The organism is Turicibacter sanguinis (assembly GCF_013046825.1).
Taxonomy (GTDB): domain Bacteria; phylum Bacillota_I; class Bacilli_A; order MOL361; family Turicibacteraceae; genus Turicibacter; species Turicibacter sanguinis.
Genome location: NZ_CP053187.1, coordinates 358,036 through 379,145 on the forward strand (window position 1 = coordinate 358,036; position 21,110 = coordinate 379,145).

A 21,110-nucleotide genomic window follows, 5' to 3' on the forward strand; every position below is an offset into this window, starting at 1 on the left:
ATTTTTTAGTAAAATATGTAACAATTTATATGTTATCGTAATAAGAAGAAGAATTGATGGAGCTTTTTGTAAAAATAGTTCCTATTACATTCGCCTTGACTTGATTTAATTGCTTTTGACACAGTTTTACTTTTCCTATTTTTGATTTACCTTCCTCTATTAAAAATAAAACCCCACTTGAGTGAGTCGAAAGAATCGTTGCATCATTCACAAAGCACATTGGAGGACTTGTCATTAAAATAACATCATAGTTAGTTTTTAAATGAGATAATAATGAATTCATTTTCATCGAACCGATAACCACATTCGGATGAGGGACTAATGGTCCCGATGGTAACACATGAAGATTATGTTCAATTTCAGTAATGGCTTTTCCTATGGGAATTTCATTTAATAATACATTACTCATCCCCGGTTCTTTGTTCAGTTGAAAAAAGCGATGTAAACGAGGACGGTATAAATCTCCCTCTACAATTAATACGCGCTGACCAATTTTAGCAAACATCAAGCCGAGTTGACTGATGATGGATCCCATTTTTTCATTGAGTTCATACGAGACAAATAAAAATATTTTATGTTTCTCATTTAAAGCACTGTATTGTAAATTCGTACGTAATGTACGATAATATTCCGAAGCATGCCTATATTCTTTAGTTATTTTTTGCGACTTTTTCATCGATTCTTCCTCCAATCAAATTAGTTTTATGTCTATTATTAGAACGATTAAAACTTATCTGAAGTTATATATATGTCAGTCAATCATTAAATAATACTTTATTAAAAAAATACCCAAAAAAAAGCAGACCATTTACTAAGTGGTCTGCTACTTATTTTTGGTTAGTTAAAGTAATTAAATTGATTTCTGGTGGATTAAACCATCGCTTTTGAAGCCATTTACTAGAGGCACTCGCGCCTAGGCCCGCTGTTGTATATTGGCTATACCCTTCAAATTGTTTTAAACCCATGACGTCTGATTGGTCAGGAAACCATTGTTGACCATCAATATTTGGAATAAAAATAGCTCCATATCCCGGAATCCGAATTTGTCCCCCATGATAATGACCTACGAGTATCAAATCATAGCCAAGATTTTGAGGGAGTGGCTCATGTCCAAGACCAATAACCACTTTGTCATCGAATTCATCACCTAGTACGGTATTCCACACGTATTGTTTAATCAGTAGCTCTTTCCCATTGCGATTAAAAACGTACGGTTCATCTAACATTTCTAAACCATGTTGCCGAATAATTTCCACATCCTCGAGTGAATCAATGTTTCCTTTCACAAAAAATTGTGGTGCATCTGACTCAATCCCTTCTAACACATCAAAAAATGGAGTTAAATCAGGATTATGTCGATCCACAACGTCTCCTGTAATGGCAATCATATCAAACGATTGCTTGTTAATGAGTCTTGTGAGAATCCATTGGTCCCGTCCAAAGGTTTTTCCATGTAAATCGCTAAATTGTAAAATTGTAAATCCTTCAAATTCATCTGGTAAGTCTTCAATATAGATGACTTCTTTTCGAACGATTGGAAAAAGATTTAGGAATTCATTAAATAAATAAATCCCCATGATTCCTATACATAAACTACAAACCATCACCTTAAATTCTCCCATTTTCCCCTCCTTTTTTATTAGTCAACTATATTATAAAAAAACAAGTCCTACAAAATTCATAGAAAAGTGCCACTGTTCATTAAAACGCTTTATATTAAAGTTTTTATATTATCGTTTATTCAAATATGATATAATTTAAAGAGTATTTTTGTAAAAAAATAGGGATTTTTACGAAATATTTGAATATGGGATTGGAGAGATAAGTTTTATGAGAAAGCCTGTACGTAAAGCCGTGATTCCCGCTGCAGGATTTGGAACTCGTTTCTTACCTGCAACAAAATCACAACCAAAAGAAATGTTACCAATCGTTGATAAGCCAACGATTCAGTACATTATTGAAGAAGCGATTGCTTCAGGAATTGAAGAAATTTTAATTGTCACTAGTTCAACTAAACGTTCAATTGAAGATCACTTTGATAAATCATATGAACTTGAAGATACATTAGCTAAAAAAGGGAAACAAGACATGTTAGAAATGGTTCAAAGCATTTCAAATATGGCTCAAATTCACTACATTCGTCAAAAAGAAGCGAAAGGTTTAGGGCATGCCATTTTATGTGCTAAAACGTTTATCGGTGATGAACCCTTTGCTGTCCTTTTAGGAGACGATATCGTCGTAAACGAAGAAAACCCAGCAACAGGGCAATTAATTCGTGCCTACGAAAAGAATGGATGCTCAATCATGGGAGTTCAATCCGTTGCTGACGAGGACGTCTCAAAATACGGAATCATGAAACCATCTACTTCATCTAAACCAGATGGACGCTTAGTGAAATTAAGTGGAATGGTTGAAAAACCAAAACAAGAAGAGGCGCCATCTAATTTAGCCGTGATGGGACGCTACGTCTTAACACCTGAAATCTTCGAAATGTTAGAAACGCAAGAACCAGGAGCAGGTGGAGAAATCCAATTAACAGACGCGATTGACCGCTTAATGGACCGCCAAGCGGTTTACGCTTACGACTTCGAAGGAAATCGTTACGATGTCGGAGACAAATTCGGCTTCATTAAAGCAACGATCGACTTCGCCTTAAGCCGCGAAGACTTAAAACACCAAGTAGAAGCTTATTTAAAAGAATTAATGGCATAAAAAAATGAGGAACGACAGATGATCGTTCCTCATTTTTTTATTTATTTGTATATCCAAACTTTTCATAAATAGCTGTTTCAGTTTGTAAAACAGTGTCTGATGGTTGATAATTTTCATCTCCATAAATATTTTGGTGTAGTTCTTTAACAATCGTTTGATAGCTATTCATGACATATAACGGGCTATATCCTTTGTAACTAACGCTATGGTTAATATCTGAATATCCATTAGTCGGAATTTGATATTGTTCAATGTTAGCAAGATCTATTTTAAGAGCATCAAGCCCTAAATTAATGATTTCATCTTTTGAAAGATTGGTTTCAATATAAGGAAGTGTCTCATTTAACAGGGTTAATAATTGTGTATATGGTGTCTGTTTCATTTTAGCGAAGATTGCTTTCATCACAGTTGTTTGGCGCTCCATTCTAACGTAATCGCTATCTGCATATCTAATACGCATATAAGCCATGGCTTGCGCACCATTTAAGTTTTGTAATCCTGCCGATTTAATTTGATCACGAGCATATGGAACTTCAGATTCTTTGACATCGATTTCAACCCCACCAACTATATCAACTATTTTTTCAATTGCGTCAAAATTAAATGAGACATAGCGTGTTAAATCTAAATCAAAATTGTAATTGATGGTTTGCATGGCAAGCTTTGCCCCACCATAAGCATAAGCATGATTTAATTTATCAAAATCTTGTACCTCTGCTGGAATATAGATAAGTGTATCACGCTGTAAAGATGTTACAGCCGCGCGTTTATTTTCAGTATCTAAAGATAAAACCTTCATCGCATCACTACGCCCATCCGATCCATCACCATTTTGATCGAGACCAAATACCGCAATATTGACCACTTTTGATTCTTCTTCTTTTTGAATGATTTGCTCAGTAATCCCTGCCTCTTCTTTTGTTATACTCTCCGTCATCACCATCTGATCAAGCGTAGAGTTAATGACATAGTTTGCGAATATAAATCCACCACCTATTAAGAGCATCAGTATGCTTAAAATAATCGCCAATGTTATCCCAAATTTTTTCATAAAATCATCCCCTAATTTTCTATCCATTCCTATTTTATCACAATATTTTACACATTAAGATTGTTTACATTATTTTTTCAAAATTTTAAACGTTTTATAAAATCATTATCACTCTTTAATTCAATTTTAAATACTTTTTTCTAAGAATGGTTGGTGCTAAACATAGGATTACGAATCTAAAATTACAACAAAAATGTTGATCGCCTGTAAATTCGAATGACATTCAATAGTCGACTCATCACATGTGCTAATCTTCTCATAAAATAGTCAAAATAATAATTTAGTTATGAAACCTTTGACTTCAACTGAATACGGCTTTAGTTCTAACTTGTTTAAATGAGATACTGTAAGTCAGTGTAACCTTATTCACTTAACGTCTTCGTCTCAAATCAAGTTTTCTATCAACTAAAAAGATGCTATCACAAACGTGATAACACCTTAACTCTATTTCATCCTCTTTTTAATTAATCTCTAACTTTCTTTAAAAGTTGAAGCTTACGCTTTCTTGCCGTTAACCTAAAAATTAATGATTCACTCAAACAATACTTCTTTGCAATCTCATCCCAATCCAAATATGCCTCTACCTTCAAAAGCTCTTCTTTCACATGTTGAGCTCTATGATACCGAATCTCTGGATTAATCGATTCAAACACATTAAAATACCAATCACCGGGTAAGTGGCTCTTTTTATTAAACACCATGACAGTTAGATTAGGACAACCGCATTCCTTACAAATCATCCATAAATTTTTAAGATGGTTGACAGAATCTTTGGCACTAAGTTTAAGGCCTGACTGAGCACAAAGCAAAGAATGATTTAAAATTTCTGCTGTTGGATCGACTAAGTGCCAAAGAATCGTTTCCATAAAAGTAGTACAAATCTCAGCAGGAGTTGGTTTAATAGTCCCCATCTTTTACATTTCCCCCTTCAAAATCTTTCTTAACTTCTTCAGCGCATCTCGAGTACGATTTTTAACTGCGTTCACACTAATCCCTAAATGTTTTGCTGTCTCTTCAACTGAATAATCATTAATATAACGTTCCCTAATAACCTCTTGTTGATTTTTCGTTAAATAACGTAAATAATTTTCCATGATTAAATCATTAATAATGTTCTCACTTTTAGAAAACTCTTCTTCATAAGTTTCTAGAAAGTGATCCTCTGTTAAGCAAATTCGTTCTTGATATTTAGTCATTCTTGTCAGCGATGTCTTCATTCGATTAATAATATAAGAGTAAGCAAAATGATCAAATTCTCCTTTTTCTTCATTATAACGAAGTGAAGCTTCCCAAAGTGCTACCAACCCAATTTGATAAAATTCATCTAAATCCCCTCTAAGATGCAATTTTTTCATTGCCCCATAAACAAGATATAACTTTTCTTCATACCAATGTTCGAATTGCTTTTCCATGATTATTCCCCCTGTTAGGTTTAATTTTTGCCACAAGAAAATTATACCAAGCATTGTAACCGTTTTCTAGTTCGTCAAAAAGGCGATGAAATCGCCAAAAAAATTTGATTTCTTTAAAAAACAGCCACACCACGTTCAGAAGCAATTCACAAATCCACACAAGCGTATGGACAATTTTGATAACTTAATCAAAAAAACAGCCAAAAAATTTATCAAAATTTTTTTATTTTTGGCTCATTTTATTACGATTTTAACGCTTTTACCTAAATTTAGCCCACTTTTGTCGAAAAATGTTATCACAGTTATATAACTGAAACAAACAAAATCAAATAAATTATTCCCTATTTTTATAAAAACTGTAGTATTTAAACTCAAAATAAATAAAAAATCACTCATAAACTTAATTTTTTCAACTCTAATAAACATATCTATTTAATAAAAAAACAGCAGAAACATCCTTAATAACATTAATACATCTTTTATAAAATAGTCTATATCAAACCGTGAACGATGGATCTAAGTCAATATTTTGGACACAAAAAAGTTAAGTTTTTAAGCCACTTGTCGAGCAAGTTGCTCACATTCTTCAGGTGTTAAATAATTAATCGATCCATGCATTCGTTTTCGATTGTACCAGCCCTCTATATATTGAAACAAAGCGATTCTAGCCTGTTCAAATGTAACATATGTTGTTTGATACACTTCTTCTTTCTTTAGAGTGGCATGGAAAGATTCGATACAAGCATTATCGTAAGGACATCCTTTACGACTAAAAGACTGGATGATGTTAAAGTCTAAAGTTAAGTCTTTAAACTCTTGGCTGGTATACTGCGATCCTAAATCAGTATGGAGAATAATCTCACCTTTAGGTTTTTGAGAAAAATAAGCATTCTTTAAAGCTTTGACGATAATATCCGTTGTCATTTGTTTAGAAAAGTGATAACCAATAATTTTTTTAGAATGTAAATCCATGACTGATGCTAGGTAGCACCAACCTTCTTCTTGAACGTGAATATAAGTAATATCCGATACCCATTTTTGGTTAATTGAGTTGGTCGAAAAATCCTGTTCTAGAATGTTTTCACGTTCTAAAACAAGTTCTTTAGATTGCTTATAAGGGGTATATTTCTTTTGAATAATAGAAGCTAAGCCTGCTGATTTCATTAATCGTTGGACACGCTTTAAGCTAACAGATAATCCTTCTTTAATCAACTGACGGTGTATCTTAATAGCACCATATCGACGCTTACTTTCAAAATAAATTTCCTTAATACGTTTAAGCAATTGTTCGTTCTCGTACTTCCATTTAGATTCCGTTTGATGCTTAGATTGATAATAGGTACTTCTTGGAACATATAACACCTTACAAAGTTGTTTAATATCGTATTCTTCTCGGTGTTGCTCGATAAAGTGACATAATTCAGATTGGCTTACCTTCTCGCGAATATGGTCATAGCCTTTTTTAAAATCTCATTCTCCTCTTGTAAACGTAACATTTCTTGCTTCATACGTTTAATGTCCTCTAGGGTAATCTCTGTATCATCTATTGAGGCAATTGGAGAAATCTGTTTAATCCATTTGTAAATTGTTACTTCTGAAACACCATATTCACGACTTAGATCTTTAACTGAACGCCCAGTTTTATAAAGTTCAACAATCATTGATTTAAATTCAGAATTATATTTTTTCATATCGACACATCCTTTAATTATTAAGTCTATTGTAACGACTTAACTTAAATGTGTCCATATGACTATACTAGCACCAATATTTTGGACACAAAAAAGTTAAGTTTTTAAGCAATTTGTCGTGCAAGTTGCTCACATTCTTCTGGTGTTAAATAATTAATGGATCCATGAATTCTTTTACGATTGTACCAGCCCTCAATATATTGAAATAAGGCCATTCTAGCCTGTTCAAACGTCACATATTTGGTTTGATACACTTCTTCTTTCTTTAAAGTGGCATGGAACGATTCAATACAAGCATTATCGTAAGGGCATCCCTTACGGCTAAAAGATTGAACGACATTAAGTTCTGAAGTTAAGTTTTTAAAGTCTTGGCTGGTATACTGTGTCCCTAAATCAGTATGGAGTATAACCTTGTCTTTGGGGCTTTGAGAAACATAAGCATTCTTTAAGGCTTGAACAATAATGTCCGTTGTCATTTGCTTAGAAAAATGATAACCAATAATTTTCTTTGAATGTAAATCCATGACTGAAGCTAAGTAGCACCAACCTTCTTCTTGAACGTGAATATAAGTAATATCTGATACCCATTTTTGATTAATTGAAGTCGTCGAAAAATCCTGTTCTAGAATGTTATCACGATCTAAAACAAGTTCTTTAGATTGTTTGTATGGGGTATATTTCTTTTGAATAATCGAAGCTAAACCGCCTGATTTCATTAATCGCTGAACACGTTTCAAGCTAACAGAGAATCCTTCTTTAATCAATTGACGGTGTACCTTAATGGCACCATATCGACGGCTACTTTCAAAATAAATCTTCTTAATTCGTTCAAGCAGTTGATGATTTTCACGTTTCCACTTAGATTCAATTTGATGCTTGGATTGATAATAAGTGCTTCTTGGGACACTTAAGACCTCACAAAGTTGCTTAATATCATGTTCTTGATGATGTTGATCAATAAACTGACATAATTCAGATTGAGTTACTTTCTCGCGAATATGGTCATAGCCTTTTTTAAGATTTCATTTTCCTCTTGTAGACGTAACATCTCTTGTTTCATGCGCTTAATCTCCTCAAGTGTGATGTCAGTATCATCGATTGAAGTAATAGGAGAAATTTGTTTGATCCATTTATAGATAGTGACTTCTGATACACCATATTCACGACTAAGTTCTTTGACTGAATGTCCGGTTTTATAAAGTTCAACAATCATTGATTTAAATTCAGTATTATATTTTTTCATACAGACACATCCTTTTATTAAGTCTATTGTAGCGACTTAACTTAAGTGTGTCCATAAAACTATACTAGCACCATATCTTGCGTAATAAATATTAAAATATCACCTTGAGCTTTTTTAGCAGCTTCATGTCTAGTTAAACCATGATTAAAATTTTCGAATCGATAAACATTATCAAATAATTCTTTAGCTAAATTATAACTGTTATCTTTTGATTTACTAATTGGAGCAATAATTTCAACATATCCATTATATTCTTGTTCACTAATGCTTTTCTTTAAGTTTTTTAAATACTTTTCACCATTGTGTACAGGTAATATTATCGAAACAGATTTCAATTCTTCACTTCCTCTCTTAGTAAGCTCCCCTTCTTAACAAAACACTTTCAATAGTTCTAAAGATAATTTTCATATCTAAAAAAATAATTCTATTATTAATATAATAAATATCCATTGTAACCCTTTCTTCGTATGAAGTATCACTTCTACCAAATGCTTGCCACATTCCTGTTAAACCTGGAGTTACTGATAGATATAAATCAGCATTTTGTCCATATTTCTCTAACTCTGCTTTTACAATTGGTCTTGGACCCACAATGGTCATTTCACCCTTTAAAACATTAACTAATTGTGGTAACTCATCTAAACTCGTCTTTCTAATAAAATTTCCTATCTTTGTTATACGAGGATCATTTTTTAATTTAAATGTTTCAGCATACTCTTTTTTTTGTTCGGGAGTAAATAGATTAAACATTTGATCTGCATCTTTAAACATCGATCTAAATTTATATACTGGAATTACTTTTCCTTCTTTACCTAATCGATTATGTGAATAAAAAACTGGACCTTTAGGATCTTCTAGTTTAATCAAAATTGAGATTATTAAAAATACTGGAGATAATATTATTAAACCAATACCACATCCTAAGATATCTATCAAACGTTTAATAAAAAAATAACTTTTATTTAAATAATTTTTCATATCTTTAGATTTATCATACAAAAATTCCATATTCTCACCTCAGGTCAATATTCTTCTAATCAAAAAGGTTTCTTAAGTTTATCAAATGATAAAGTTAAGAAACCTTTTAGACATATATAAAAACAATCAAAAAATATTTTGACTTATCCCATATCTGTATTTGTTCTATTTAACTCTACCCTAATTTTTTAAACTCTCTGTTTATCTATTCACGAACTAATTATCGACGTTTACGTCTTTTTTTCGTCTCTACCTGTTCTTCATAGTTATAATATTGATAACCGTAGTATCCCTTTTTACTAACCGGCATCATTGTCATCACGACCCCAATGATTCGTGCATTGACTTGTTCTAATAATTGCTTCGCGCGTTTTGCCCCGTCAATTTGCGTTTTATGAGAAGCAACCGTTAAAATCGTCCCATCTACCATCCTAGCCACAATGGCCCCATCCGTTACCACTCCTACTGGTGGTGTATCAATTAAAATGACATCAAAATGTTGTGATAGCAGTTCAAGTAACTGTTTCATTGCTTTAGATTCCAGTAATTCCGCAGGATTTGGTGGAATTGGACCAGAAGTCAAGACTTGAAGATGACTTCCGGTGATTTGTAAAACATCCTCAAATTTTTCTTGCCCTGTTAAAACATTTGTAAGTCCGACTGCGTTCGATAACTTAAAAACTTTATGAACGCGTGGCTTTCTTAAATCTGCATCAATAATTAATGTACGCTTTCCACTTTGAGCAAACGTCTCAGCAACGTTACATAATGTCGTCGTTTTCCCTTCACCCGGTCCAGAACTTGTAATTGAAATCGTCTTTAAATCCCCATCCACATTTGAAAACTGTAAATTAGTACGAAGTGTCCGATACGCCTCAGATATCGGTGACTTCGGTTGTGTTAATGTGATAACGTCTAAACTCATCCTCATGTCCCCCTTACTTCATCTTTTTGCTTAATTCAAGATCTGGAATAGCTCCGATAATCGGTAATCCTAGATGACGTTCAATATCCGTCGGTGTTTTATACGTACGATCTAAAAACTCTAAAACTAAGACTAATCCAACACTGACCATCATCCCAAGAACACCCGCAATCGCGATATTCATCATTTTATTCGGTGAGACTGGATTGACAGGAATTTCTGCTGTATCAATCGTTGATACATTATCAACCTTCATCATACTTTTTACTTCTTTTTTAAATACATACGCCACTGTATTCGCAATATTAGCTGCTAACTGAGGATTCTCATTTTTTACTTTAATTTGAATGACTTCGGTATCACCCACACCAGAGACACTCAACATATCCTGAACTTGTGATGGAGTTAAATCTAAATCTAACTTTTTAATCACATCTTCAGCAATACTACGACTTTTTACAATTTGACTATACGTATTAACGAGTTTCTGACTCATCTGCATATCGCTATACGTCATCGTTGTTTCTTGATTTTGCTTATAATTGACTAACATTGTCGTTGATGCCTCATAATTTGGAACCAACACAAAAAAGCTAATAATTCCTGAGGCAATAACAGCAATCACCGTTATGCTAAAAATCATTAACCAGCGTTTTTTGAGCATGCTAAAAATCTCTCGTAAATCGATTTCGTACTCGTTATTCTCCATGTTCAACTCCCTTTCCCATTTAACCCCTGTCATCCTAACCCATTTCAAATGACAGTAAAAATATCCTGTTTTATACAAACAAGCTCACTATAACACGTTTTTTTTACATTTCCACCTATAATACGACACTTTTACCTATTTTTTTCTAAAAAACGTTTTCTATAGTTAAGTTAATTAATGAGTTTTCCGTTGTTTTATAACAAAATTAGAAAAATTTCGTCTTTCTAATTTTGTTATAATTTAAATAAATAACAGTTTGGGGGGAACACGTTATGAAAAAAAATTTGAAGGTTTTAATTTGGATTTTTAAACACGGAAAATCAGTCTTACCGCTCATCATCCTGACATCTATCTTAGGGGGGATTTTATCAGGAATCGGAGTTTATTCAGCATTAGTTTCGAAGTCATTAATTGATGCTGCAACAAGCGGTAATATGAATTTAGTGATTAAATGGCTCATTGTAATGGGGGCCATCTACTTTATTCGTCTTGGATTAAATATCGTGAGTTCATTAGCATCAACTTATAGTTCAACAAAGCTCTTTAATGAAATTCAAAAAAAGCTGTATATGTCCTTAACCTATAGCGAATGGATGGCGCAGTCGAAGTATCACAGTGTTAATTTACTGACGCGAATTACGAGTGATGTGGGGACCGTCTCAGGAGTGATTTTATCCTCTCTAAACTCAATTATCTCACTATCCGTAACGCTTGTGACTTCCTTCCTCGCCCTACTTTATTTAGACCCAACCATTGCGATTTTTACAGTGACGATTACACCGATTTATCTCATTTTTAGTAAAATGTATAGCCGACGTTTGAAAACCATCTATAAAGAGGTACAAGATCAGGACATCAATTATCGTGCCTTCATCCAAGAATCTATTCAAAATCTGATGATTGTGAAGACATTTTGTCATGAAGAGCAAAATTTTGAAACATTGAATCAGCATCATCAAAAGAAACTTCAATTAAATTTGAAATCAACGCGATTCAGTTTATATTCAAGCATGATTTTTGGAACGATTTCTTTCTTTATTTATTTTGCAATTTATGGATTTAGCGCAATTAAGCTAACGACTGGTGCGCTAACATTTGGTAGTATGACCGCTCTCCTCCAACTTTATGGAAAAGTTTCAGGGCCACTTAGCAGCTTTGCTGGAATCGGAAAGCAGTTTATTCATGGAATTGCAGCTGCAGAGCGCTTGATTGAAATTGAAAATCTGCCAACAGAACGCATTAATAAAGACTTAAGTTCTTTGCATATCGAAAAACCGGTCATTGAATTTGAAAATGTCTCATTTGATTACACGCAAAAACAAAATATATTAAAAAATATCACCTTTAAGATTAAACCAGGTGAAACCGTTGCTTTAGTCGGGCCTTCAGGTCAGGGTAAAACGACAATTATTCGACTGATTTTGTCACTCATTAACGCGAACAAAGGAAAACTAACCATTCAAAAACAAAAGATTAGTCGCGAACACCGTCAGTTAATTTCTTATGTTCCACAAGGAAATACCCTATTCTCAGGAACGATTCGAGAAAACATCACTTTCGGAACGCCACATGCCACAGATGCAGAAATTATCGAAGCGGCTAAACAAGCATATGCGTGGGAATTTATTAATAAACTTGACGATAAACTAGACACTCGTATCGGAGAAAAAGGCCTTGGATTATCAGAAGGTCAGGCACAACGAATCGCGATTGCCCGTGCTTTCTTACGTCGAAAGCCAATTTTAATTTTGGATGAGGCAACCTCGGCACTAGATAGTCAGACCGAAATAGATGTTCTAGAATCCGTTAAAAATCTACCTCATCAACCAACATGCATCATTATTACACACCGCCCATCCGCCCTTGAAATCTGTGACCGCGTTTTAAAACTTGAAAGTGGCTACCTTCAAGAAGAATTAGCTGGATAAACAAAAAAGTCATTAAACTCACGGTGAGTCTAATGACTTTTTTCTATTTTCTTAAAAACACTATATCTCGTTACTTTTTCTGTTATCAGTTCACTATTTTTATCAAAAATAGCTGATGTGTAATCATCTTGATTATACGAACCGAACACTTCATAATTCGAAGCAACCTTCGTATCAGTTACGGCGTATTGACTAAAATGAACAACCAATAATCCCTCTGGTTTTACATAGCTATCTAACTCAGCAACCTGTGTTTCAAACTTTTCAAATGGGTAGATTTTTTTTAAACTTTTGATGCCTTTTTCTGTAACCAGATGCGGTGTTCGTTGTAAAACAGCCATGCAAAAAACAAGATCGAATGGTCCATATTTATTTATTTCACTCGGTTTTGACGTAATAAATTTAATGTTATCATCTACCGAATGACTTCTACAAATTTCTAAACTATGTGGATTAATTTCTGCGCCAACAATCGTTGCATTCGGAAAATACTGACGAAGTGTTAAGACTTCTTCTCCCGTTGAGCAACCATAAGATAAAATTTTAAGATTTTTATGTCCATCAAAGTAGTCACGACATCCCGAAAAAATAATAGGATAACGATCCATTCCAGTGTATGGTGTGGTCTGTTGCAAACGAGTCGATTTAAAAACCTTCATATACATAATAGCACGATAATTCTTATCACAGACTAAACACTTCATGCTATTTAAACCTTTAACCCCAAAATCTAAACTTCCAATAACCACCCTAATAAATACATTTTTAGATGACCGATGAGTCCTAACCCATTGCCGTCCCCTTGTTAACCCTAAAAATCTAACTCCCATTTCTCTTCTTTCCTCCCTAATAATTCTTCTTTCTAACTTGCTATCAAACGAATAACTCTATTTTACCACGTATTTCACCTACTTCATGAATTTGACCATTATATGACAAATGTAGTCTTACCTAAAAAATAATTCTATTTATCGCTTCCCAATATATCCTTCTACTGAGCGTAAAATTCGATATATTTTTTAAAAGTATATATCATTTAATCACGCTATTGCACCATCTATTCTAATGACAGATTGTAATATTAAGTGCGACATATAAAAAAACTCATAAATAGAATCTTTGTTATAGAATGAAGTTAGCATACCAAATTCTAAACAAGGAAATCTATTTATGAGTTATCACCATCTTAACACATTTTAGCGTACACGTATAAAAATTCTTTCAAAATGGGCTATTCAACGAGACAAATTGCAAGCCAATTAAATCGCATCATTCAACCATTGCTCGTGAATTGAAACGAAATACTCAACAGACCTATCAGGCTGAGCTAGCAGAAGAATTAGCTAGGGAACGTCGCTTAGCTTGTCATCGTCCAGAGATAAAGTCTGAAGAACTCATTCAAACTATCCAACACTATTTAAAGCTAACTTGGTCGCTTGAACAAATTTCTAATATCGTTTTAAAAGGTGTTATTTCATTTAAAATCATTTATCGTTGGATTTACGATGGCACGATTTTATCAGGAGATTTAGGTTGTCTAAGACAAAAAGGAAAACGTCGAAAACCTCGAGAAACACGTGGACGCTTTAACATTGGAACCTCGATTCATCAACGTCCAAAAGAAGTCAAAAAACGTGAGACGTTTGGGCACTGGGAGTTGGATACTGTTGTTTCAAGTCGTGGCAAAAGTAAAGGATGTTTAGCGACCTTTGTTGAACGTCAAACACGTTTTTATATAGTCATTAAAATAGACAATCGCTCAGCATCCGAAATGTACCGAACGATTCATCAGTTATATGAACATTTTCCTAAAAACACCTTTAAAACCTATACGGTTAATAGCGGAAAAGAGTTTGCTTGTTATTCCAAAGTAGAAGCCGACTTAAAGGTTCCTGTTTACTTCGTAGATGCCTATTCATCTTGACAAAGAGGAAGTAATAAAAATGCCAATGATCTTCTTCGAGAGTTTTTCGCGAATAAGACAGATTTAGCACGAGTCAGTGATAAAGAGATTAATGAGGCACTCCCCCTCATAAATCATCGACCACGAAAATGTCTAGGTTGTAAAACTTCATTCAAGCTATTTCATGAACAACTATTGCATTTGTATTGACAATTCATCATATAAAAAAATCCATTAAGCCTTATAGCTTAATGGATTTTTATCAAGACATTGGATTATTTTCCTCACTTCTTGGCGTATAGCAACAACAAGTATTCCCATGTTCAGGACAGCCAACACTCATGAAATGATCATTTGGTTTTGGATTAGAATCATTTGTATGATTTCCAGAATGACTTCCACTAGGATTGTGATGGCAGTAGTGTTTCTCACCTCTTGCAACACTCATTTCACATTCACAACCATATTCACCATGTGTCTTATCCAATTCTAAGTTTGAAATAATTGGCGTTTCCCATTTCTTCATCTTTAATCATCCTCCAATAAATTATATATTATATTAATGACAACGATAACTCCATCAAACATTACTGGCAAAATACTTCAATGGATTCTTCATATCATGTCAATTAATACCCCCATCACTCACATTTTTATAAGACTATTTATGCTTAAGCACTGGTAACGGTTATCCCCAAATAACGTATCCAGGCATGTTTCTCTAAATTCATACTAAGATAAAGCACCGCAGACTGTCGAAGCTACATTACTATCCACCCAGTAATCTCTATCATTTGGATGTTCTGGATGATTATCTTTACCTGCATTACTATGTAAGTGACTCATAATCCCACTACAGTCATTTGTTTTAAAATCACAGTAATTACAATAAATATATGAGATTAGCGCTGGTTCAATACCATCCTCATCTGTTTTATTTATAGTTAGATTAACTACTTCTGGCTTCATCCACTGTTTCATTTTTCATCTCTCCTTTTCCTTAAACAAGAATTTCAGCATTTGAAAAATAGGCAACTTGAATAAAGTGATCTTTCTCATACTGACCCGTGACAATCATTTCCCCACAGCGAATCCAAGCATGAGCCTTCATATTGTTTAAATCATCTTTATTAACTCCAAGATAAATAGTGGTTGCTATTTTTTTACGCTTTAAAAAATGTTGTACCAGCATCGCACGAATGAGGCACTTACTTTCCCACGGAGTATATTTGCACACCAGTAAGACTAATCCTCTAATCTCTTTCGCAAGTCGATACACTTCAATTGATTCTTCTTTAGCAGACTCTTTTTTAGGAACTCCTAGTCGTTTTTTGACATATTTAAATGGTAGATACAACACCATAAAACGATAAACTCCACTTAAAATAAATGCTTCAATAAACATTAGCTGTTTTCTAAACCCAAGCTCCCAAAAAATCTTTAATTTATGCATGAATCATCACAAGGTTAGCGTGATGCATATTGTGTAATAAATCTTTAACTGATGCCTCACATTCTGCACGTTCTACCTCATACTCATTCATTAAGGATGTGATAATCGTTTCAACAGACGTTGGAGTTTTCATTAATTCCCAAACATCTCCGGCTACCCCATTTAACATAAAATACTGACCTTTTTCAAGATCCATCATCACTTTTTCTCCATCTAAATCTGTTGCATCAATTTCATGATTACGTTCAACGACTGTAGATAATTTCACACAATGACAACACATACTAGCGCCTCCCTAAGCTTTTAATCTTTCTTCATTTACTAAGAATGTTTCTTCTAACCATTTAATTTGTGCATCCACCGTCATCACACCTTTTGGGCGATAAATACGGTAGACTGGAATCTCTTTCGCAATCTCAACGCACTTCTTAAAGTACTCCGGATTCACCCCCGCAAATCGTTTCATCTCAATTCGATAAATATTGTTATAAATCGTCATCAATTTCTCCTGACCTTTTAACAACTCCACCTGAATTTCATGAATATCATCCACCACTTTTAACTCAACAATTCCGTGAAGTGGAACCTTATCATAAACAAATGATTCGCGTGCAGGGATTAAATATTTCATCTGTGTATCGCTCATCAAAGTTTTAAACTCATCTAGCTTGTACCCTAGCTGATGCATAGCGTCTTGGCACAGTTTTTGTTGTGGAAATCCAGGATGAATAAAATGACGTTGGCCGACCTCAACAGAAGACACATCGTCTGCCACAAATGGGTATCCCTTTAAACGAAGTGCCGATGTAATCGTCGATTTCCCAGCTCCACGATCTCCTGTGAAAATAATCCCTTTCCCATCAAAAACAATCGTTCCCCCATGAATCGCAATCATGTTACGCTGTAACATAATCATCCCAAGACAACTTCCAAGTAAGTACTGCTTTGCCATTGATAAATCTGCGCCATGACATAACTCAATTGAAATCAAGTTCCCATCTTGCATCCAATATGTCGCTATTTCTGGAACATGGAACCACATACTTTCATTGGTATAGTCAGAACGACGACCCAATTCAATTTGTTCATGAATTTCAACCGATACCTGATTGACATCAATCAAAACATCATATTCATGTTCGTGTAGCTCATCTAATCTCACAAGTTCAGGACATTCGATGTCTGATAAAACCTTTAATCCATAAACTAGATAACTAAATTTTTTCCCCATATCCTACCCCTATTTAATTAACATTTAATCAATGTTATATTATCACAACACCATATATATTTCCATATTATAACAAAATTAACGTTCGACTAATTTTCCATAATAAATACAAAACTCGTAACATCCCCCCCATACTTTTCATTCTCTTATTACATCTTATCCTATGATGAAGCTCATTCTGTTATGATAAAAAAATTAGCAAAAGATTTCCTTATCATTTACTATCTCATAAAAAAATCGACCTCTTACCCTTTAGCTTAGGATAGGAGGTCGATTTAGACCAGTTTACATCAATTTATTATTTATTCATTTTAGTACTAATGTTGACAATATCATATAAGTCAATGATGCCATCTCCATTTAAATCGAATTTTTCATTCCATTCGGAATCTTGACTGGTCACCTGATATAACGTAGCTAATAGCTCAAGATCCCTCTCATCGATCACTCCATCGTTATTTAGGTCTAAATGACCTAAAACAAGTACTTCTTGACTTAAAAGTCTCCCGTCATAGTTACTATCGCGAACTTCGACTGAAATAACTTGTCCACTGTACTCTTTTGTTACCACAAAGGTTGAAGCAGTCGCACCAGGGATTTCTGTTCGATCCGCAAACCATTGATACGTGATATTTTGCATCCCAGCTGGTAATCCACTTAATTCTGCCGTTAATGTTTCTCCGATTTTTGGAGTTCCTTTTAACGTAAGAGTCCCTGTTAATTCAGGTAATAACACGCGAGTCGTTGAAGTGGATAAGTGTTCGATATAATCATCAGCTGTCACAACCACACTAATAATGTGTCCCACATGTTCTGGCTTTAACTCTAAAGTAGCTGAAGTGGCTCCTGAAATCTCTTAATCCTCCATTAACCATTGATACTTTAACTGAGAGGTTTGAGCATTTTCTACAACTGCTTGTAAGGTTTCTCCCTGTCTTGGAGTTCCTTCTATGCGGACGGTTCCTTGTAATTTATTCGTTAACACAGTCTTTTCTGAACTTGAGACACTTCCAATATAATTGCTTGCTCGAACTTCGACTTGAATCGATTTCCCAACATAGTCTTCTTTTAATTCTAAAGTCTGCTCCATTCCATCGTAAACTTCTTGTCCATCTACTAACCATCTATATTTTAATCGCTCTGCATCTTGAGGGAAATCTTTCGTCGTCGCCGTTAATGTGTCTCCCACTTTTAACGTATCACTCAATTCTACTGAACCTGTTAGATGAGGAATACTTTCATTTTCCTGACTTCTTAAAACAGTAATCATTTTTGTAATCACCGATCCCGTTGGGATATGTTCTAATTTAATCGTTAAGTCACCCTCATAATCTTTCAAATCAAGTTCGCCTGAATTTGGATCATCTGGATCTGGATATTTATAAATAAATGCGATTATAACATTTCCATCTAAGTCAAAATAGACAGTTAAATCCATATCATCATCTTCGGTCACTTCAAGATCATTTTGTGAATGTTTAATAAAAGATAATTTAAAGTTGCCTAAATCATCTGGAATATACTCTTCATCAAACTCATTAATATACTGCACAGGGAAGAGATATTCCTCCATAGCGATAGGATTAATCAGTTGAGTTTCATCTTTCTTCGGTTTAGACTCATAATAATAAGTGCTACGAGGCACATTAAGGACTTTGCACATCGCTGAAACTGAATATTTGTGTGTATTGTTTTTAATCACATTTATCTTTGTCCTAAGATCAGCGCGGCTTGCTTTAAAATATCATTTTCCATTTCCAATTGCTTAACTTTTTTACGAAGTTGGATTAACTCCTGTTCTTCTTCTGAGCGGTTATCTTTCTCCTTAAAAGAACCTGTAGAAGTTGACTGTTTAATCCATTTATCGAGTAAAGACGATGAGATATCGTATTCACGAACAATATCACATTTACGTTTCCCATTTAAATAAAGCTGGACTAATTGGTTTTTAAATTCATCTGTATACGTACGGCGTGGTCTACGAGTTTTAGTTTGGGTCATGTTAAAGCTCCTTTAGATTGATATTATTTATAATTCTACATGACCTTAAAAAAACTGTCTAATTAATTGTAACCTATCCAATAATTTCTTGTATATTAACAGCCTGTATCCAGATTGGGAGACCTCTACCGTATGTAAAACAAATTTCATCTAATCTCTTTTTATTTTGTTCGCTAATTCCACCATCTAAAATATACAAAGTAATACTATTTGCATCTTTGTTGTTTTGAAATAAAGACACCATCGAAACACCTAGAATCTCCGCAAACTTATTATCTGATGCATAAACAATATGAAAATCTGAATTTATTTCCATACATTCACCTTCTTCAAATACTGTATTCTTTTTTATAAAAATAAGTTTAACTTGCGTTCTCATCACCTAGCAGTGCTGGAATTGTCATTAAAATCAGTTTAATATCTAACCATAAATTTCTTGTTTTAATGTATTCGATATCTAGATCCACCCACTCATCAAATCCAATATGATTACGTCCACTCACTTGCCAAATACAGGTTATTCCAGGTTTTACAAGTAATCGTTGCATTTGATAATCATTATAAAGTTTTACCTCACGAGGAATCGCGGGACGTGGTCCTACAAGACTCATCTCACCTTTTAGTACATTAATTAACTGAGGTAATTCATCTAAGCTTGTCTTTGGAATAAATTTTCCTACTTTCGTAATCCGTGGGTCATCTTTGATTTTAAAAACAGGACCTGTTTGTTCATTTAAATGCATCAATTCTTGAATTCTATCCTCAGCATCCACATACATACTTCGGAATTTATACATTTTAAAAGTGTTAGGATACTGTCCTACACGGACTTGTTTAAAGATAATCGGTCCCTTAGGATCTTCAATTTTAATCAAAATGGAGACTATCAACATTAAAGGAGAAGCTAGAATCAGACCTGTTATTGCAACGACTATATCTAATAATCGTTTTAAGAAAAGATATAGCTTTGTATCATTTACAATTTGTTTACCTTGTTTCAATAAAACTATTTCCACTACTTCATCACCTTCTATCTAATTCGATTTTAAAAAAAGAGACTATATCTAACATGAAGATAGATTTAGTCCCTTTTCAAACGCAAAAAACAGAATCATACCATGATACTCAAACTAATCTATCTTAATGTATTAGATTGTTTCTTTCTCCCTGAACCTAATTTCGTCTCTTTTTCTTTAATTCATTTTCTTCATAGTAACCATAATACTGATACCCGTAATACCCTTTTTTACTTACTGGTATCATTGTCATCGTTACGCCTAAAATACGAGCCCCAACATTCTCAAGTAGTTTTTTTGCACGTTTTGCCCCATCAATATCAGTTTTCCCCGATGCCACTACTAAGATGATTCCATCTACAATGGCTGATAAAATAGCCGCATCTGTTACCAATCCAACTGGAGGTGCATCAATTAAAACAATGTCATATCTTTTTTTTAACACTTCCAATAAATCTTTCATTCTTTTTGACCCCAATAACTCTGATGGATTTGGGGGAATCGGACCACTAGTAATGACTGTTAAATCAGATCCAGCCACTTGAATCACATCTTCAATCTCACTTTGTCCTGATAGTAACGTCGTGACACCTTTTGTATTCGTTAATTTAAAAATCCTGTGAAGACGCGGCTTACGCAAATCACAATCTATAATCGCAACTCTATTTCCAGCCTGAGCAAAGGTTTCTGCTAAGTTTGAAATGGTCGTTGATTTTCCTTCTCCAGGCCCTGAACTGGTTACACAAATAGTTTGTAAATTTCCATCGATATTTGAAAATTGAATATTCGTACGAAGGGTGCGATATGCCTCGGCAACTGGTGATTTTGGATTTGATATTGTAATTAAGTCACTCATC

Annotated in this window: 23 protein-coding genes and 2 pseudogenes; 3 read left to right on the forward strand and 22 right to left on the reverse strand. The window is 34.0% G+C overall.

Features of this window, described 5'->3' with window-relative positions; translation table 11 throughout:
* Nucleotides 1–25: 25 nt before the first annotated feature.
* A complete protein-coding gene (locus HLK68_RS01885) occupies nt 26–676 on the reverse strand; it encodes a CpsD/CapB family tyrosine-protein kinase (RefSeq protein ID WP_132942986.1) in 651 nt (216 codons plus the stop codon).
* A gap of 151 nt (nt 677–827) precedes the next feature.
* Entirely contained in the window at nt 828–1,622 is a 795-nt protein-coding gene (locus HLK68_RS01890; protein WP_132942985.1) for a metallophosphoesterase, read from the reverse strand.
* 208 nt (nt 1,623–1,830) lie between these two features.
* Between HLK68_RS01890 and galU the strand changes: the two genes are divergently transcribed.
* Complete coding sequence (galU, locus tag HLK68_RS01895) at nt 1,831–2,712, forward strand: UTP--glucose-1-phosphate uridylyltransferase GalU (RefSeq protein ID WP_132942984.1); 882 nt, start codon at nt 1,831–1,833, stop codon at nt 2,710–2,712.
* A 37-nt stretch (nt 2,713–2,749) separates the two neighbouring features.
* Here the strand turns inward: galU and HLK68_RS01900 are convergent, their stop codons facing one another.
* The 9 genes from HLK68_RS01900 to HLK68_RS01940 all read right to left on the reverse strand — a co-directional run bounded on the left by HLK68_RS01900 (nt 2,750) and on the right by HLK68_RS01940 (nt 10,721).
* Nucleotides 2,750–3,763 (reverse strand): LCP family protein, encoded by a 1,014-nt coding sequence (locus tag HLK68_RS01900; RefSeq protein ID WP_132942983.1) that lies wholly within the window; start codon nt 3,761–3,763, stop codon nt 2,750–2,752.
* 464 nt (nt 3,764–4,227) lie between these two features.
* Nucleotides 4,228–4,674, reverse strand: a complete 447-nt coding sequence (locus HLK68_RS01905; protein ID WP_132942982.1) for a hypothetical protein — start codon at nt 4,672–4,674, stop codon at nt 4,228–4,230.
* 3 nt (nt 4,675–4,677) lie between these two features.
* Complete coding sequence (locus HLK68_RS01910; RefSeq protein WP_132942981.1) at nt 4,678–5,175, reverse strand: sigma-70 family RNA polymerase sigma factor; 498 nt, start codon at nt 5,173–5,175, stop codon at nt 4,678–4,680.
* A 552-nt stretch (nt 5,176–5,727) separates the two neighbouring features.
* A protein-coding gene (locus tag HLK68_RS01915) for an IS3 family transposase (protein ID WP_238698366.1) occupies nt 5,728–6,866 on the reverse strand; the annotation gives its coding sequence in 2 pieces (ribosomal slippage) (nt 5,728–6,641 and nt 6,641–6,866; 1,140 coding nt in all).
* Nucleotides 6,867–6,970: 104 nt separating this feature from the next.
* A protein-coding gene (locus HLK68_RS01920) for an IS3 family transposase (protein WP_238698356.1) occupies nt 6,971–8,109 on the reverse strand; the annotation gives its coding sequence in 2 pieces (ribosomal slippage) (nt 6,971–7,887 and nt 7,887–8,109; 1,140 coding nt in all).
* Between the two features lie 59 nt (nt 8,110–8,168).
* Nucleotides 8,169–8,444 carry a glycosyltransferase family 2 protein gene (locus tag HLK68_RS01925; RefSeq protein ID WP_132943021.1) on the reverse strand — a complete coding sequence of 92 codons (276 nt, stop codon included), beginning with the start codon at nt 8,442–8,444 and terminating at the stop codon, nt 8,169–8,171.
* Between the two features lie 16 nt (nt 8,445–8,460).
* The gene (locus tag HLK68_RS01930) at nt 8,461–9,117 is read right to left on the reverse strand and encodes a sugar transferase (protein WP_132943020.1); all 657 of its coding nucleotides are present in this window, start codon (nt 9,115–9,117) and stop codon (nt 8,461–8,463) included.
* Nucleotides 9,118–9,307: 190 nt separating this feature from the next.
* Nucleotides 9,308–10,012: a CpsD/CapB family tyrosine-protein kinase gene (locus HLK68_RS01935; protein ID WP_238843620.1), complete on the reverse strand. Its 705-nt coding sequence runs from the start codon at nt 10,010–10,012 to the stop codon at nt 9,308–9,310.
* 13 nt (nt 10,013–10,025) lie between these two features.
* Complete coding sequence (locus HLK68_RS01940; protein ID WP_132943018.1) at nt 10,026–10,721, reverse strand: YveK family protein; 696 nt, start codon at nt 10,719–10,721, stop codon at nt 10,026–10,028.
* A 272-nt stretch (nt 10,722–10,993) separates the two neighbouring features.
* Between HLK68_RS01940 and HLK68_RS01945 the strand changes: the two genes are divergently transcribed.
* Complete coding sequence (locus HLK68_RS01945) at nt 10,994–12,649, forward strand: ABC transporter ATP-binding protein (RefSeq protein WP_132943017.1); 1,656 nt, start codon at nt 10,994–10,996, stop codon at nt 12,647–12,649.
* Between the two features lie 29 nt (nt 12,650–12,678).
* Here the strand turns inward: HLK68_RS01945 and HLK68_RS01950 are convergent, their stop codons facing one another.
* Entirely contained in the window at nt 12,679–13,479 is an 801-nt protein-coding gene (locus tag HLK68_RS01950) for a methyltransferase domain-containing protein (RefSeq protein ID WP_132943016.1), read from the reverse strand.
* Nucleotides 13,480–13,858: 379 nt separating this feature from the next.
* On the opposite strand from HLK68_RS01950, the pseudogene HLK68_RS01955 reads away from it, so the two are divergent.
* Nucleotides 13,859–14,762, forward strand: a pseudogene (locus HLK68_RS01955) (IS30 family transposase).
* Between the two features lie 52 nt (nt 14,763–14,814).
* On the opposite strand, the gene HLK68_RS01960 reads toward HLK68_RS01955, so the two are convergent.
* From HLK68_RS01960 to HLK68_RS02005, 10 genes and pseudogenes are all read right to left on the reverse strand, one after another.
* Nucleotides 14,815–15,078 (reverse strand): hypothetical protein, encoded by a 264-nt coding sequence (locus tag HLK68_RS01960; RefSeq protein ID WP_132943015.1) that lies wholly within the window; start codon nt 15,076–15,078, stop codon nt 14,815–14,817.
* Nucleotides 15,079–15,284: 206 nt separating this feature from the next.
* Nucleotides 15,285–15,533, reverse strand: coding sequence for a hypothetical protein (locus HLK68_RS01965; RefSeq protein WP_132943014.1), 249 nt, complete (start codon nt 15,531–15,533; stop codon nt 15,285–15,287).
* Nucleotides 15,534–15,552: 19 nt separating this feature from the next.
* On the reverse strand, nt 15,553–16,005 hold the full coding sequence (locus tag HLK68_RS01970; RefSeq protein WP_132943013.1) for a lasso peptide biosynthesis B2 protein: 453 nt from the start codon (nt 16,003–16,005) through the stop codon (nt 15,553–15,555).
* The gene (locus tag HLK68_RS01975; protein WP_238843621.1) at nt 15,998–16,288 is read right to left on the reverse strand and encodes a lasso peptide biosynthesis PqqD family chaperone; all 291 of its coding nucleotides are present in this window, start codon (nt 16,286–16,288) and stop codon (nt 15,998–16,000) included. The genes HLK68_RS01970 and HLK68_RS01975 overlap by 8 nt, the downstream gene beginning before the upstream one ends.
* 12 nt (nt 16,289–16,300) lie before the next feature.
* Nucleotides 16,301–17,236 carry a phosphoenolpyruvate carboxykinase (ATP) gene (locus tag HLK68_RS01980; RefSeq protein WP_132943012.1) on the reverse strand — a complete coding sequence of 312 codons (936 nt, stop codon included), beginning with the start codon at nt 17,234–17,236 and terminating at the stop codon, nt 16,301–16,303.
* A 298-nt stretch (nt 17,237–17,534) separates the two neighbouring features.
* Entirely contained in the window at nt 17,535–18,044 is a 510-nt protein-coding gene (locus tag HLK68_RS01985; RefSeq protein WP_132943011.1) for a dockerin type I domain-containing protein, read from the reverse strand.
* 768 nt (nt 18,045–18,812) lie between these two features.
* A pseudogene (locus HLK68_RS01990) lies at nt 18,813–19,237 on the reverse strand (transposase); the annotation flags it as partial.
* Nucleotides 19,238–19,310: 73 nt separating this feature from the next.
* Nucleotides 19,311–19,553 (reverse strand): glycosyltransferase, encoded by a 243-nt coding sequence (locus HLK68_RS01995; RefSeq protein ID WP_055163698.1) that lies wholly within the window; start codon nt 19,551–19,553, stop codon nt 19,311–19,313.
* 46 nt (nt 19,554–19,599) lie between these two features.
* Complete coding sequence (locus HLK68_RS02000; RefSeq protein WP_238581437.1) at nt 19,600–20,253, reverse strand: sugar transferase; 654 nt, start codon at nt 20,251–20,253, stop codon at nt 19,600–19,602.
* A 157-nt stretch (nt 20,254–20,410) separates the two neighbouring features.
* Nucleotides 20,411–21,109, reverse strand: a complete 699-nt coding sequence (locus tag HLK68_RS02005; protein WP_238843623.1) for a CpsD/CapB family tyrosine-protein kinase — start codon at nt 21,107–21,109, stop codon at nt 20,411–20,413.
* Nucleotide 21,110: the final 1 nt, after the last annotated feature.

Bases quoted from the DNA above. Each gene is read 5' to 3' on its own strand.
- HLK68_RS01885 (WP_132942986.1), bottom strand. From the start codon at position 676: ATGAAAAAGTCGCAAAAAATAACTAAAGAATATAGGCATGCTTCGGAA.
- HLK68_RS01890 (WP_132942985.1), bottom strand. From the start codon at position 1,622: ATGGGAGAATTTAAGGTGATGGTTTGTAGTTTATGTATAGGAATCATG.
- galU (WP_132942984.1), top strand. From the start codon at position 1,831: ATGAGAAAGCCTGTACGTAAAGCCGTGATTCCCGCTGCAGGATTTGGA.
- HLK68_RS01900 (WP_132942983.1), bottom strand. From the start codon at position 3,763: ATGAAAAAATTTGGGATAACATTGGCGATTATTTTAAGCATACTGATG.
- HLK68_RS01905 (WP_132942982.1), bottom strand. From the start codon at position 4,674: ATGGGGACTATTAAACCAACTCCTGCTGAGATTTGTACTACTTTTATG.
- HLK68_RS01910 (WP_132942981.1), bottom strand. From the start codon at position 5,175: ATGGAAAAGCAATTCGAACATTGGTATGAAGAAAAGTTATATCTTGTT.
- HLK68_RS01930 (WP_132943020.1), bottom strand. From the start codon at position 9,117: ATGGAATTTTTGTATGATAAATCTAAAGATATGAAAAATTATTTAAAT.
- HLK68_RS01935 (WP_238843620.1), bottom strand. From the start codon at position 10,012: ATGAGTTTAGACGTTATCACATTAACACAACCGAAGTCACCGATATCT.
- HLK68_RS01940 (WP_132943018.1), bottom strand. From the start codon at position 10,721: ATGGAGAATAACGAGTACGAAATCGATTTACGAGAGATTTTTAGCATG.
- HLK68_RS01945 (WP_132943017.1), top strand. From the start codon at position 10,994: ATGAAAAAAAATTTGAAGGTTTTAATTTGGATTTTTAAACACGGAAAA.
- HLK68_RS01950 (WP_132943016.1), bottom strand. From the start codon at position 13,479: ATGGGAGTTAGATTTTTAGGGTTAACAAGGGGACGGCAATGGGTTAGG.
- HLK68_RS01960 (WP_132943015.1), bottom strand. From the start codon at position 15,078: ATGAAGAAATGGGAAACGCCAATTATTTCAAACTTAGAATTGGATAAG.
- HLK68_RS01965 (WP_132943014.1), bottom strand. From the start codon at position 15,533: ATGAAACAGTGGATGAAGCCAGAAGTAGTTAATCTAACTATAAATAAA.
- HLK68_RS01970 (WP_132943013.1), bottom strand. From the start codon at position 16,005: ATGCATAAATTAAAGATTTTTTGGGAGCTTGGGTTTAGAAAACAGCTA.
- HLK68_RS01975 (WP_238843621.1), bottom strand. From the start codon at position 16,288: ATGTGTTGTCATTGTGTGAAATTATCTACAGTCGTTGAACGTAATCAT.
- HLK68_RS01980 (WP_132943012.1), bottom strand. From the start codon at position 17,236: ATGGGGAAAAAATTTAGTTATCTAGTTTATGGATTAAAGGTTTTATCA.
- HLK68_RS01995 (WP_055163698.1), bottom strand. From the start codon at position 19,553: ATGGAAATAAATTCAGATTTTCATATTGTTTATGCATCAGATAATAAG.
- HLK68_RS02005 (WP_238843623.1), bottom strand. From the start codon at position 21,109: ATGAGTGACTTAATTACAATATCAAATCCAAAATCACCAGTTGCCGAG.